Raw genomic sequence first — 13,775 nt, forward strand, 5'->3', positions numbered from 1 at the left:
AGCTATCTCACCACGCCCGACGTGAATCCCGCCTTCCGCCGCGGCGGCTTGATCTCCTTTTTCAGGAAACAGCGCGCTTCGCGTCCCGTGTAGCCCGGGCGGGCATAGGTGAAGGCGCGGCATTTGTTGTCGGCGGTGCAGACGGCCTTGCAGGCTTCTTCGCCTTCGCCGTCCTTCATCTCGAAATTGCGCAAATCGCCGCCGGGGCGGTCGATGGAGGTCTCCACGCCTTCGACACGCGGCTCGATCACACCGGCGCCGCGCACGCCGGAGATGCAGCAGCTTCCCGGCACGCGCGCAGGCACCGTGTTCTTCAGCCAGCACACCGCCGAGCCGCCTTCGATGTCAGGATAGTTGAAGCTCCACGAGCGGCAACGGCGGTCGCGCTCGCACAGCAGCGCGCAATCCTCGGGATCGCCCGACGTGACCGGAGAGCTGAAATAATCTCCGCCTGGCCGGTCGAACGCCGTCTGGGCGCGCGCAGGCCAGCTCGCAAACACGAGCGGAAGCAACGCGGCGCAGGCTACGACGCCTGCCAGGACGCTTGCCATGACGGCCAGGCGGCCCTTCCCCATCGGAACAGCTTTCGAGTTATTGACGACGCTCGGGTTTTTCAGCTGGCCATTTGATCGCCGCAAACCTGTACGGGCGATGAACGGCCCGAGTCCGATCGTTTTGCCTTGGGTCTAGAACGCGTATTCCGCGTAGGCCGGTTCCACCGAGCGGTTCCAGGGACCGTTGAACTTGTCGAGCATCTCCTCAGCCGGCGTGCGGCCGGAATCGATAATGCGATCGAGCGGCTCCAGATGCCTGGTCTCGTCGCGGCCAAGCTGGTCGATCCGGCCGCGCCGGCGCAAGCCGGCATGCGCCAGAACGAGGCACTCCTTGGCGATCTCGAACAGATAGCGGTCCTTGATTCGCGACTTGAACCCGAAGCGTGGCACGTCGTCGCGCAGCGCCTGACGCTCATGCGCGGTCCAGTGCTTCACGAGGTCCCAGGCGGCATCCAGCGACACATCGTCGTAGAGCAACCCGGCCCAGAACGCCGATAGCGCCGGCAGACGGCCCCACGGGCCACCGTCGGAGCCGCGCATCTCGAGATAGCGCTTGAGCCGCACCTCCGGGAAAATCGTCGAAAGATGGTTGGCCCAGTCCGACAGCGTCGGGCGTTCCCCGGGCAAATTGTTGTTGCGGCCATCGAAGAAGGCGCGGAACGAGGAGCCCGAGACGTCGATGTAGTCCTCGTCGCGCTTGACGAAATACATGGGCACGTCGAGCGCGTAGTCGACATAGCGCTCGAAGCCCATGCCGTCCTCGAATGCCCACGGCATCATGCCGGCGCGCGCGTTGTCGGTGTCGCGCCAGATCTCGGACCGGAAGGAGAGAAAGCCGTTTGGCTTGCCCTCGGTAAACGGCGAATTGGCGAACAAGGCGGTTGCGGCCGGCTGGAGCGCGAGCGAGACACGCAGCTTCTTGACCATGTCCGCTTCGGAGGAGAAGTCGAGATTGGTCTGTACCGTGCAGGTCCGGTACATCATGTCGAGGCCGTACTGGCCGACCTTCGGCATGTAATTGGTCATGATCTTGTAGCGGCCCTTGGGCATCACCGGGATGTCGGCGCGCGACCAGGACGGCGTCATGCCGAGCCCGAGGAAGCCGATTCCGAGCGGCGTTGCGATCTCGCGCACCTGCGCCAGATGCGCCATCAGCTCACTCTGGGTCTGGTGCACGTTCTCGACGGGGGCACCCGAGAGTTCGAACTGCCCGCCAGGCTCGAGCGAGATCGCGCCGCCGCCAGTGACGTCGTAGAGGCCGATGATGTTGCCCTTCTCCATGATCGGCTCCCAGCCGAGCAGGAGTTTCATGCCTTCGAGCAGCGCGCCGATACCGCGCGCGCCCTCGTAGGGCACCGGACGGTGGCCTTCGAGCGTGAACGGCGTCTTCTCGTGCTCGGTGCCCATGCGGAATTCGGACGGGTCCTTGCAACCAGCCTCGAACCACGCGACGAGTTCGTCGCGCGATTGCAGCGGCGTCATATCGATCTGGTCTCGCGCCATATCAGACTCTAATCAAAAGCGCTTCGATCGAACGCGCGTGGGTGACAGGGATGGTCCGCGCAGCCACCGGCTGCACGGACGAGCTGGTTTGCCGCGCGATCATCGCAACGGCGTGGTTTCGTTGACGTGGGCAGGCGGCAGTTTCATCTCGCCGCACGAGCAGCCCAGACGGTCGAGCAGACCGCTGAGCTTCACGGCATCCGCATCGGACAGCTTCGAACCGACATATTTCTCGATCGCGGCCGAATAGGCGCCCCACATCCGCTTCTGCAATTCGCGGCCGGCTTCCGTGATCTCCACGAACTGGCCGCGCTTGTCGATCTTGCATTCACGCCGCGAGGCGAGGCCTTCGTCGACCAGGCGGTCGATCAGCCGCGATGTCGAATATTGCGGGATCAGCATCTGCCGTTCGAGTTCGACCGGCCGGAGCTCGCCCGAGGGCGCCCGTGACAGTTCGAGCAGCGCGTCATACCATGCGAGCGGCGGGAAGCCGGCCTTCTTCAGGTCCTGCTCGACGCAATTGAGCACACGGCTCTGCACCCGCATCAAGCGGATCCAGGCGGAAGTCGCCTCGGTCGATGGTTTGCGTTTCATGGTCCCGCTCAAGCTCGTCGCCCGTCTCTTACCCTATTCGATGCACCTGCATCAATCTTGACTATTTCAAGCAGATGCATGTAGTCGTTCTTTCGCCTGAACCAAGCAACAAGAGGAGGAAATTCCATGAAATTGTACTATTCGCCCGGTGCGTGCTCGCTGTCCCCCCATATCGCGCTCCTGGAAGCCGGCCTGCCCTATGAACTGGTCAAGGTCGATATTCGGGCCAAGAAGCTCGAAAACGGTGAGGATTATCTGAAGCTGAACCCCAAGGGCCAGGTCCCTGCGCTGGGCCTCGATAGCGGAGAGATCGTGACCGAAGGCCCGGTGATTGTCCAGATGATCGCCGATCAGGCCTCAGCCAAGGCGCTGGCGCCGGCCCACGGCAGCGCCGAGCGCTACAAGCTGCTCGAATGGCTGAACTTCCTCACCTCGGAGGTCCACAAGAGCTTCGGCCCGATGTTCGCGCCGACGCTGAACGACGAGGCCAAGGCCTTCTTCAAGGACCGCGTCATGGGCAAGCTGAAATACATCGACAGCCAGCTCGCCGGCCGCGACTACCTCATGGGCAAGCAGTTCACGGTGGCCGACGGTTATCTCTTCACGATGCTGACCTGGGGCGACCGGATGAAGTTCGACCTCTCGGCGATGCCGAACCTTGCCGCGTACAAGACCCGCGTCGCGGCGCGGCCGCAGGTGCAGGAAGCGATGAAGAAGGAAGGGCTGATCCAGGCTGCCTGAGCGCACATGCGAAAGGCCGGATCGAAAATCCGGCCTTTCGTATTTTTTATCCCGGCTACGGGTTCAGAGAATCACGCCGCCGCCTTCTTCGGAGCGAAGCGGCCGTAGAAGGTTTCTCCCTTCGCGGCCATCTCCTCAAGGAGCTTCGGCGGGGTGAAGCGCGAGCCGTATTTCGCTTCCAGCTTGTGGCAAAGCTCGACGAATTTTTTCGGGCCCATGAAGTCGATATAGGACAGCGTGCCACCGGTGAACGGCGCGAAGCCGAAGCCGAGGATCGAGCCGACATCCGCTTCGCGCGGATCGGTGATGACGTGGTCCTCAACGGTGCGCGCGGCCTCCACCGCCTGCACTACCAGGAAGCGCTGCTTCAACTCCTCAACGTCGAGGGTATCGGGATCGAGCTGCTTGGGCTGCAGCGCGGACAAGCCCGGCCACAGGCTCTTCTGGCCCTTGCCCTTCTCGGGGTAATCGTAAAAACCCTTGCTGTTCTTGCGGCCCAGACGGCCCTGCTTCTCGACCATCTCCACCATCAGCTTCTTCTGATCGGGATTGATGGCGTTGGGGCCGAGGTCGGCTTCCGTCGCCTTCATGATCTTGAGCCCGAGGTCGAGCGCGACCTCGTCCGACAGCGAGAGCGGGCCGACCGGCATGCCGGCCATCTTGGCACAGTTCTCGATCATCGCCGGCGGCACGCCCTCGAGGAACATCTCGTTGCCCTCGGCGACGTAGCGGCCGACGCAGCGATTGGCGAAGAAGCCTCTGGAGTCGTTGACGACGATCGGCGTCTTGCCGATCTGCCGGACGTAGTCGAGCGCGGTCGCGATCGCGAGATCGCCGGTGTTCTTGCCCTGGATGATCTCGACCAGCATCATCTTCTCGACCGGCGAGAAGAAGTGGATGCCGACGAACCTGCCTTGGTCCTTGAAGGATTCCGCCAGCGAGGTGATCGGAAGCGTCGAGGTGTTGGACGCGAAGATCACGTCCGGCTTCATGTGCTCCTGCGCCTTGGCAAAGGTATCAGCCTTGACCTTGCGGTCCTCGAACACGGCCTCGATGACGAGATCGACGTCCTTGAGCGCGGAATAGTCCGCGGTCGCCGTGATGCGCGCGAGCAGCGCTTCTGCGTCGCCGGGCTTGGCGCGGCCCTTCTTGATCTGCTCCTCGATCACCTTTTGCGCATGCGCCTTGCCCTTGTCGGCGCTCTCCTGGTCGCGATCGATCAGGACGACGTCGAGACCGGCACGGGCTGAGACATAGCCGACGCTCGCGCCCATGAAGCCGGCGCCGATCACGGCGATCTTCTTCACCTTGGTCGGCGGCACATCCTTCGGACGGCGCGCGCCCTTGTTGAGCTCCTGCATCGACAGGAACAGGCTGCGGATCATCGCAGCCGCTTCCTTCGAGCGCAGCACCGAGGTGAAGTAGCGCGACTCGACACGGAGCGCGGCGTCGATCGGCAGCTGCAGGCCCTCGTAGACGCAACTCATGATCGCGCGTGCGGCCGGATAATTGTCGTAGGTCTCGCGGCGATAGATCGCGTTGCCGGCCGGGAACATCATCATGCCGGCCTTGGAGAACACCGGACCGCCCGGCAGCTTGAAGCCCTTCTCGTCCCAGGGCGCAACAGCCTTGCCGCCGCCCTTGATCCAGTCCTTTGCCGCCTTGACGAGGTCGGCGGCGGGAACGATGGCGTGGATCAGATTCAGCGCCTTGGCTTTCTCGATCGTGACCGGATCGCCCTTGAGCAGGATCGTCATCGCGTCCTGCGGCGGCACCAGGCGCGGCACGCGCTGCGTGCCGCCGGCGCCCGGGAACAGGCCGACCTTGACCTCGGGCAGACCGAGGCGGGTCTTGGGATTCTCCGCCGCCACGCGATAGTGGCAGCACAGCGTAATCTCGAAACCGCCGCCGAGCGCGAGGCCGTTGATCGCCGCCGCCCACGGCTTGCCGGAGGTTTCGATCGAGCGCAGCACCTGCGAGAAGCGCCGGCTCTGCTCGAACAGCATCTGGTTCGCGGCCGTCTCGCCCTGCTCCCCAAACACTTTTGCGTAGGCCTGATTCATGCCCTCGAGCATGGAAAGATCGGCACCCGCGCAGAACGCCTCCTTGGCGGAGGTGATGACGACCCCCTTCACCACGGCGTCGGCCGTGGTCGCCTTGACGATCGCGTCGAGCTCGCTGGTCGATGTCTCGTCGAGCACGTTCATCGAACGGCCCGGGATGTCCCAGGTCACGAGCGCGATGCCGTCGGAATCGGTCTCAACCTTGAAGTTCTTGTAAGCCATGCTGGTTGCTCCCTGCCCTTAGACGCGTTCGATGATGGTCGCGGTGCCCATGCCGCCGCCGATGCACAGCGTCACCAGTGCGGTCGCCTTGTTGGTGCGCTCGAGCTCGTCGAGCACCGTCCCGAGGATCATGGCACCGGTCGCGCCGAGCGGATGGCCGAGCGCGATCGCACCGCCATTGACGTTGATCTTGGCGTTGTCGATGTCGAAGGCCTGGATGTAGCGCAGCACAACCGAGGCGAAGGCCTCGTTGAGCTCGAACAGGTCGATGTCCGACTTCTTCATGCCCGAGCGCGCGAACAGCTTTTCGGTGACATCAACCGGACCGGTCAGCATCATCGCGGGCTCCGAGCCGATATTGGCGAATGCGCGGATCCTTGCACGCGGCTTCAGTCCGTACTTGCCGCCGGCTTCCTTGCTGCCGAGCAAAACGGCGCCGGCACCATCGACAATGCCCGACGAATTGCCGGCGTGGTGCACGTAATTGACGCGTTCGATTTCCGGATGCGACTGCACCGCGACGCCATCGAAGCCGCCCATCTGCGCCATCATCGTGAACGCCGGCTGCAGCTGCGCCAGCGACTGCATCGTCGTCGAAGGACGCATATGCTCGTCCTTGGCGAGGATGGTGAGGCCGTTGATGTCCTTCACCGGGACGACCGACTTGTCAAAGCGGCCTTCTTCCCAGGACTTCGCCGCACGCTGCTGGCTCTGCACCGCATAGGCGTCGACGTCGTCACGCGAGAAGCCGTATTTGGTCGCGATCAGATCGGCCGAGACACCCTGCGGCATGAAATAGGCCGGCACTGCCATCGAGGGGTCCATCGGCCAGGCGCCGCCGGAAGCGCCGATGCCGACGCGGCTCATCGATTCGGCGCCGCCGCCGATCACGAGCTCGTGCTGGCCGCTCATCACCTGGGCTGCGGCAAAATTCACGGCATCGAGGCCGGAGGCGCAGAAGCGGCTGATCTGGACGCCCGGCACCGCTTCGCCGAGGCCCGCCTTCAGCGCGGCAAAGCGCGCGATGTCGGAGCCGGCTTCGCCGACCGGATCGACCACGCCGAGAATGACGTCATCGACGGAATCTTCGGGGAGGTTGTTGCGGTCCTTCAGCGCCTTGAGCGGCACGGTCGCGAGCGCGAGCGCGGTGACTTCGTGCAGCGCGCCGTCCGCCTTGCCGCGGCCGCGCGGGGTGCGGACGTGGTCGTAGATGAATGCCTCAGGCATGACGCCCTCCTGATGTGATGATCTTGTGGTCGTGATCCGGTCGCAGCGAAAGCGGCTTCAGAACGCTTCCGCCGGCAGTTCCATGATGGTGGCGCAGCCGGCCTGGATGCGCGCGAGATTGGCGGCGGTCTCCGGCAGCATCCGCTCCATGAAAAAACGGCCGGTGACGAGCTTGGTCGAGAGATAGGGCGTCGCACCGCTCTCGGCAATCTTGGCTTGCGTCACCTTCGCCATCTTCGCCCACATATAGCCGAGCGCGACGAAGCCGAAGAGATTGAGGTAATCGGTTGCGGCGGCACCGGCATTGTCGGGCTTGGCCATCGCGTTCTGCATCAGCCAGGTGGTGGCCTGCTGGAGATGGCCGAGCGAGGCCGAGAGCGGAGTGATGTAGGGCTTCATCGCCTCGTCGCCGCCGTTCTCCTTGGCGAAGGCCATGACCTCGCCGAAGAACGCCATGATGGCGCGGCCGCCGTCGCGCGGCAGCTTGCGGCCGACGAGGTCGAGCGCCTGGATGCCGTTGGCGCCTTCGTAGATCATGGCGATGCGGGCATCGCGCACGAACTGCTCCATGCCCTGCTCGGCGATATAGCCGTGGCCGCCATACATCTGCTGCGCCTGCACCGCGTTGGCGAAGCCGTAATCGGTGAGAAAGCCCTTCAGCACCGGCGTCATCAGGCCCATGTGATCATCGGCGGCCTGGCGGTCCTTGGGATCCTCGGAGCGATGGGCGACGTCGCTCTTCAGCGCGGTCCACATCACGAAGGCGCGCGCGGCCTCGTTGAAGGCGCGGATCGACAGCAGCGTGCGGCGCACGTCGGGATGGACGATGATCGGATCGGCCGGCTTGTCCGGCGCCTTGGCACCGGTGAGCGAACGGCCCTGGATGCGATCCCGCGCATAGGCGACCGCGTTCTGATAGGCCACTTCCGACTGCGCGAGACCCTGCACGGCGACGCCGAGGCGGGCCTCGTTCATCATCACGAACATGCCCTGCATGCCCTTGTTCTCTTCGCCGATCAGCCAGCCGGTGGCGTTGTCGTAGTTCATCACGCAGGTGGAATTGCCGTGAATGCCCATCTTGTGCTCGATCGAGCCGCAGACCACGCCGTTGCGTGCGCCGACCGAACCATCGGCATTGACCAGGAATTTCGGCACCACGAACAGCGACACGCCCTTGATGCCGGCGGGCGCGCCCTCAATGCGGGCAAGCACGAGGTGGATGATGTTGGGCGCGAGGTCATGCTCGCCGGCCGAGATGAAGATCTTGGTGCCCGTGATCTTGAAGCTGCCGTCGGCCTGCCGCACCGCCTTGGTGCGGAGCATGCCGAGATCGGTGCCGCAATGCGGCTCGGTCAAGTTCATGGTGCCGGTCCACTCGCCCGCCACCATCTTCGGCACGTAGGTCTGCTTCTGCTCCGGCGTGCCGTGGACGATCAGCGCCGCGGTCGCGCCCATGGTGAGGCCGCCATACATCGAGAACGCCATGTTGGCGGAGATCTGGAATTCGTTGACCGCCTGGCTCAGCGTCACCGGGAGGCCCTGGCCGCCGAACTCGGTCGGCGCCGACAGGCCGAGCCAGCCGCCTTCGGCGACCTGCTTGAACGCCTCCTTGAATCCCGTCGGCGTGGTGACGCTGCCGTCATCGGCGCGCTTGCAGCCTTCGAGATCGCCCACGCGATTGAGCGGCTGCAGCACTTCTTCGGCAAGCTTGGCAGCTTCGCCGAGAATGGCTTCACGCACGTCGCTCGACGCGTCGGAGAAGCCGGCCAGATTGTCGTAGCGGTCGATCTGGAAGACGTCGTTGAGCAGGAAGTTCACGTCTTCGACGGGGGCTTTGTAGATCGGCATGGTGGTCTCCCGGCAGGCCTTGAAGTGACGGTGTTGGCTTAGGATTGAGTGGCGGCCAACTGCTCGGCCATCAGGCGATGCAGCATGTTGATGGCCTTGAGCGGCCGCACCATCACCTTGAAATGCGTGATGCGGCCCTCGCCGTCGAAACTGATGATGTCGACGCCGTTGATCTCGATGCCGTCGATCATGGTCTTGAATTCGAGCACGGCGCCGCTCTCACTCTTCCATTCACCGACATAGCTGAAGCCGGGACCGCCAAGCACCTTCTCAGCGCTGGCCAGATATTTGAAGGTGATGTCGCGGCCGCGCTGCGGCGCGTGCACGACGGGGCTTTCGAAGACGGCGTCGGGATGCAGCAAGTCCCAGAGCGCTGCCCGGTCATGCGACTTCATGTAGCCGTACCAGGACTCGAGGCCGGTCATTCAGGTGCCTCCCTAAAAGGCTCGGGCAAAAAAACGCGAAAACAACCCCATGCACAGTAGCGCGAAGGTTGATTCCATTGGGGTTTTCGGGGCGGTTTTGCCCTCGTTATTGGGTCGCCTCATATGCACATTGACGCATATGCGCCGATGCGCATAAAGTCAAGCCAATTGGTTAAGATCGACAACAGGAGGACCGGGTCATGGCTTTGGGCGACGCAATCCTCGCTTGCCTGACGGAACGTCCAATGACGGGCTACGAGCTCGCCAAGACATTTGATTCCTCGATCGGCTTCTTCTGGAAGGCCGACCACCAGCAGATCTACCGCGAGCTCTCCAAGCTGCGCGACCGCGGCTACATCCAGGGCCGCGAGGTCGTGCAAACCGGCAAACCCAATAAACTGATCTATACGCTGACTCCGGAGGGCCGAACAGCGCTGCGGCACTGGGCCGCGCGGCCAAGCACGCCCCCTTCCATCAAGGACGATCTCCTGGTGCGGTTGCATGCGCTCGACAGCATCGGCCTCGAGCCCATGCGCACCGACCTGATGGCCCGGCTCGAGCACCACCGCGATCGCCACGAGAACTACGAGCGCATCCTGAAGAAGCGCTTCCCGGAAGGGGCGGCGTCCGGCGTGCTCGACCTCGGTAACCTGCTGCTGCTTCAGCTCGGCGCCCGGCACGAGCAGATGGTGGCCGATTTCTGCGAAGAGGCGCTCGAGGCCCTGTCGGCGATGAGCGCAAGCGGCACCGTGGTGCCGCTGGAGGATGGCAAGCGCGAGGGCAAGGGCTGAGGGGCTGGCCAGACGCCATGACGTGCCGTTGCGTATTATTCCGCTGTCATCGCCCGCCTTGTGCGCAATTGCGCACGGGGGCGGGCGATCCAGTATTCCAGAGGCTGCGCGGCTGGAATCGAGAGGCTGCGGGTACTGGATGCCCCGCTTTCGCGGGGCATGACAGCGGTGGGTGTCGCACCCCGCCGCCCAACTTTAAGACACCGTCAACGGGTTCCTTAACCCGTTATTTACCGTAACAGACAAAAGTCGGTTTTCGAGGCAGACGACCCGCGCCAAATCCGATTGTCTTTGCAACCGGCACGCGAGGGAAGACTGGAGGCGCCGGATGGGGCGCCGGAGTCGGAACCGGACAGAGTCATGAATTCGCGCGTATCGTGGAGTGTTGACGGCATCGATCCATCCGTCCGGGAGCGGGCCGAAGCTGCTGCGCGTCGCGCCGGCATGTCACTCAACGATTGGCTGAACTCCACGCTCGGCGAGACCGCCCCGCCAAACTTTCGCGGACTTTACGACCAGCGCCCGCAAGCCCAGAACGTCCCGAGCCAGGTACCGACTCAAGTACCGAGCCAGGAAAGCCGCGAAGTTGCCGACATCCACCAGCGGCTCGACGCAATCACCCAGCAGATCGAGCGGATTTCCAAGCCCGCGCCGCGGCAAGATCCTTCGCGACAAGATACTCCGCGACAAGACGTTTCGCGCGAGCAGGGCGTTGCGCGCCAGCTCAACGACGCGATCTCGCGGCTCGATGCAAGGCTGTCGCAAATCTCAAAGCCGCAGCAGGCTCCGGCACCGCGACAGGCCCCCGTTGAAACGCGCCAGCGCCAGGCTGATGCGGTCGAGCGCGCGGCAGCACAGGTCTATCGCAACTCACCGCCCCTGAGCCCCGCTTCGTTCGACGTCGCGGTGGCCGAGATCACCGCACGGCAGAGCGAGCTCGACGGCTTTACGCCCAGGCAGATGCCGCCGCGCGCCGCGCCGCCGATCGCGCCCGCGGCAGCTCCTTACGCGCCCCCGATGGCGCCGCCCGCGCCTGCCTATGCTCCGCCGCCACCCCAGCCGGGGCCGGATTTCTCTGCGCTCGAGCGCCATCTGCTCAAGATCACGAGCCAGATCGAATCGCTGCAGCGCCCTGACAATACCGAGCAGGCGATCAACACGTTCCGCAGCGAGCTTGCGGAGATCCGCAACGCCATCACCGAGGCGATGCCGCGCCGCGCGATCGAATCGATCGAGAACGAGATCCGCTCGCTGCATCGGCGCATCGACGAGACCCGCTCCAACGGCACCGACGGTCAGGTCCTGTCCGGCATCGAGCACGCGCTGTCCGAGATCAAGCAGGTGCTCCGCACGCTGACGCCGGCCGAGCAGCTCACCGGCTATGACGAGGCGATCCGCAATCTCGGCGCCAAGCTCGATCTGATCCTGCGCGCCAATGACGATCCGTCGACGGTCCGCCAGCTCGAAGGCGCGATCTCGGCGCTGCGTGGCATCGTCTCCAACGTTGCCTCCAACGAAGCGCTGGCACGGCTCTCGGACGACGTGCAGCTGCTGTCGTCCAAGGTCGACCAGGTCACCCGTGCGTCCGGCCAAGGCGACAGTTTTGCGCTGCTGGAACAGCGCATCGCGGCGCTCACCGCCGCTCTGGAAACGCGCGAGCGCCCTCAACCATCCGAGAGCAGCGAGCAGCTCGAAAGCGCGATCCGCGCCCTGTCCGACCGTTTCGATCGCATGCAGGTCGGCAACGACTCGGCTTCGACCTTCGCTCATCTTGAACAGCGGGTCTCGTATCTGCTGGAGCGGCTCGAGGCCGCCTCCGATCCGCGCAACGGAAATTTCAGCCGCGTCGAGGACGGGCTGCACGACATCCTGCGCCACCTGGAGCGGCAGCAGGCGACCTATTCCGCGCTGGCGGAGAGCCGCAACTCCGCGCCGCCCGCCGATTCCGGCATGGTCGATCTCGTCAAGCGCGAGCTCTCCGACATCCGCTTCAGCCAGGCCGAGACCAACCGGACCACCCAGGATTCGCTGGAGGCCGTCCACAACGCCCTTGGCCACGTCGTCGATCGTCTCTCGATGATCGAGGGCGATCTTCGCAATGTGCGCACCGCGCCGCCCGCCCCTGCGGCGCAGCCGATGCCGATGCCGATGGCCGCTCCCATGGCGCCCGCGCCGATGGCGCACGAGCCGCGGCCGCAGCAACAGCAGCACCCGAAATACGATCCGAAGCCCGAGCTGCCCAATCCAGCCGCCGCGCAGGCGGCGCACGCCGCCTTCGCCGCCGCGCCGCGCGAATTCCAAGCCGCCGCGCCGGCGGCGCCGCCGCCGCCGATGCCGATGGCACCGCCGGTTCCGCCACGCGCGATCAGCGAAATCCTGGAGCCGCATACCGCGCCCACGCGCGCCGCGCTTGCGCCCGAACTGCCGCCGGATCATCCGCTCGAGCCGGGCACAAGGCCGGGTGGCCGCGTCGCCACGCCGTCCGAGCGCATCGCTGCGTCCGAAAGCGCAATCAGCGAAATCCCGGCCGCGCCCAAGGAGCCGGTGTCGTCGTCGAGCTTCATCGCTGCCGCGCGCCGCGCAGCGCAAGCCGCCGCCGCGCAGCCACCCGAGAAAACCGGCCGGGCCGCCAAGGCGTCTGCCGGCCGCGCCAAGGACAAGGGCCAGGAAGGCGGGTCGACCATCACCTCGAAGATCCGCTCGCTGCTGGTCGGCGCGAGCGTGGTCGTGATCGTGCTCGGCACCTTCAAGATGGCGATGAACCTGCTCGATGGCAGCAGCTCGTCGCCAGCGCCGCAGGCGATGGAGAATACGTCGAGCGAGCCCGCGCCGCGAGCCCTGCCGTCCATTGAGAACAAGCCCGCCGCGCCAGAGCAGGTCACGCCCTCGATGACCTCGCCGACGCCGATCGGAAAGCAGTCGCAGAACAATGCCGCGCCGGGGTCCGTGACGAGCCCGAGCGGCACCGCTACGGTCGAAATCCCGCAAACCGCGGCGCCAACCCCGCCTGCGGCGTCGAGCGACGTCACCGGCGCGCTGTCGGGCACGAGCCGCGCGAAACTCGCGATGATCCAGGTGCCGCCGAGCGAAAAGCTGCCTGACGGCATCGGTGGCCCCGGCTTGCGCACCGCCGCGATGAAGGGCGATGCGACCGCGGCCTACGAGATCGGCGTGCGCTTTGCCGAGGGCAAGGGCGTGGCCGCGAATTACGACGAAGCCGCCAAATGGTACGACCGTGCGGCGCAGGCCGGCGTCGTGCCCGCAACCTTCCGCCTCGGGACACTCTACGAAAAGGGTCTTGGCGTGAAGAAGGACGCCGACATCGCCCGCCGCTACTACACGCAGGCGGCCGAGCGCGGCAACGCCAAGGCGATGCACAATCTCGCGGTGCTCGACGCCGATGGCGGCGGACGCGGAGCCAATTACAAGAGCGCGGCACTGTGGTTCCGGAAGGCCGCCGACCGCGGCGTCGCCGACAGCCAGTTCAACCTCGGCATCCTCTATGCCCGCGGCATCGGGGTCGAGCAGAACCTCGCCGAGTCCTATAAATGGTTCACGCTCGCCGCCGCCCAGGGCGATGCGGACGCGGCCGGCAAGCGCGACGACGTCGCCAAGCGGCTCGACCCGCAATCGCTCGCCGCCGCCAAGCTCGCGATCCAGACCTTCAGCGCCGAACCGCAGCCCGACGACGCCGTCAATGTTGCGGCCCCGAACGGCGGCTGGGACAGCGCCCCGCAGGCCAACGCGAAGCCTGCGCCGAAGCCGGTTGCCGCCAAGCGCGCGGCCTCGGCTGTGCATTAATCGGTT

General features: G+C 65.2%; 10 protein-coding genes. 3 read left to right on the forward strand and 7 right to left on the reverse strand.

Annotated features, from left to right (window positions below; translation table 11 throughout):
* Positions 1-2: 2 nt before the first annotated feature.
* The 3 genes from AC0L3B_RS19120 to AC0L3B_RS19130 all read right to left on the reverse strand — a co-directional run bounded on the left by AC0L3B_RS19120 (position 3) and on the right by AC0L3B_RS19130 (position 2,651).
* Entirely contained in the window at positions 3-575 is a 573-nt protein-coding gene (locus AC0L3B_RS19120) for a PAN domain-containing protein (RefSeq protein ID WP_473380894.1), read from the reverse strand.
* Positions 576-686: 111 nt separating this feature from the next.
* On the reverse strand, positions 687-2,057 hold the full coding sequence (locus AC0L3B_RS19125) for a glutamate--cysteine ligase (RefSeq protein WP_018460014.1): 1,371 nt from the start codon (positions 2,055-2,057) through the stop codon (positions 687-689).
* 99 nt (positions 2,058-2,156) lie between these two features.
* On the reverse strand, positions 2,157-2,651 hold the full coding sequence (locus tag AC0L3B_RS19130) for a MarR family winged helix-turn-helix transcriptional regulator (protein WP_007599417.1): 495 nt from the start codon (positions 2,649-2,651) through the stop codon (positions 2,157-2,159).
* Between the two features lie 126 nt (positions 2,652-2,777).
* Between AC0L3B_RS19130 and gstA the strand changes: the two genes are divergently transcribed.
* Positions 2,778-3,392 (forward strand): glutathione transferase GstA, encoded by a 615-nt coding sequence (gene gstA / locus AC0L3B_RS19135; protein WP_018460015.1) that lies wholly within the window; start codon positions 2,778-2,780, stop codon positions 3,390-3,392.
* A 71-nt stretch (positions 3,393-3,463) separates the two neighbouring features.
* On the opposite strand, the gene AC0L3B_RS19140 is transcribed toward gstA, so the two are convergent.
* From AC0L3B_RS19140 to AC0L3B_RS19155, 4 genes are read right to left on the reverse strand one after another with little or no spacing between them, the layout of a single operon-like run.
* Positions 3,464-5,677: an FAD-dependent oxidoreductase gene (locus AC0L3B_RS19140; RefSeq protein WP_085351979.1), complete on the reverse strand. Its 2,214-nt coding sequence runs from the start codon at positions 5,675-5,677 to the stop codon at positions 3,464-3,466.
* A gap of 18 nt (positions 5,678-5,695) precedes the next feature.
* Positions 5,696-6,904, reverse strand: a complete 1,209-nt coding sequence (locus AC0L3B_RS19145; RefSeq protein ID WP_018460017.1) for an acetyl-CoA C-acetyltransferase — start codon at positions 6,902-6,904, stop codon at positions 5,696-5,698.
* 57 nt (positions 6,905-6,961) lie between these two features.
* Positions 6,962-8,752, reverse strand: coding sequence for an acyl-CoA dehydrogenase C-terminal domain-containing protein (locus AC0L3B_RS19150; RefSeq protein WP_018460018.1), 1,791 nt, complete (start codon positions 8,750-8,752; stop codon positions 6,962-6,964).
* Positions 8,753-8,790: 38 nt separating this feature from the next.
* The gene (locus tag AC0L3B_RS19155) at positions 8,791-9,177 is read right to left on the reverse strand and encodes a nuclear transport factor 2 family protein (RefSeq protein WP_018460019.1); all 387 of its coding nucleotides are present in this window, start codon (positions 9,175-9,177) and stop codon (positions 8,791-8,793) included.
* A 200-nt stretch (positions 9,178-9,377) separates the two neighbouring features.
* On the opposite strand from AC0L3B_RS19155, the gene AC0L3B_RS19160 reads away from it, so the two are divergent.
* Positions 9,378-9,968 (forward strand): PadR family transcriptional regulator, encoded by a 591-nt coding sequence (locus tag AC0L3B_RS19160; protein ID WP_018460020.1) that lies wholly within the window; start codon positions 9,378-9,380, stop codon positions 9,966-9,968.
* Between the two features lie 360 nt (positions 9,969-10,328).
* Positions 10,329-13,769, forward strand: a complete 3,441-nt coding sequence (locus AC0L3B_RS19165; RefSeq protein WP_473380895.1) for a tetratricopeptide repeat protein — start codon at positions 10,329-10,331, stop codon at positions 13,767-13,769.
* Positions 13,770-13,775 lie beyond the last annotated feature (6 nt).

The organism is Bradyrhizobium sp. Kon56, assembly GCF_055807635.1.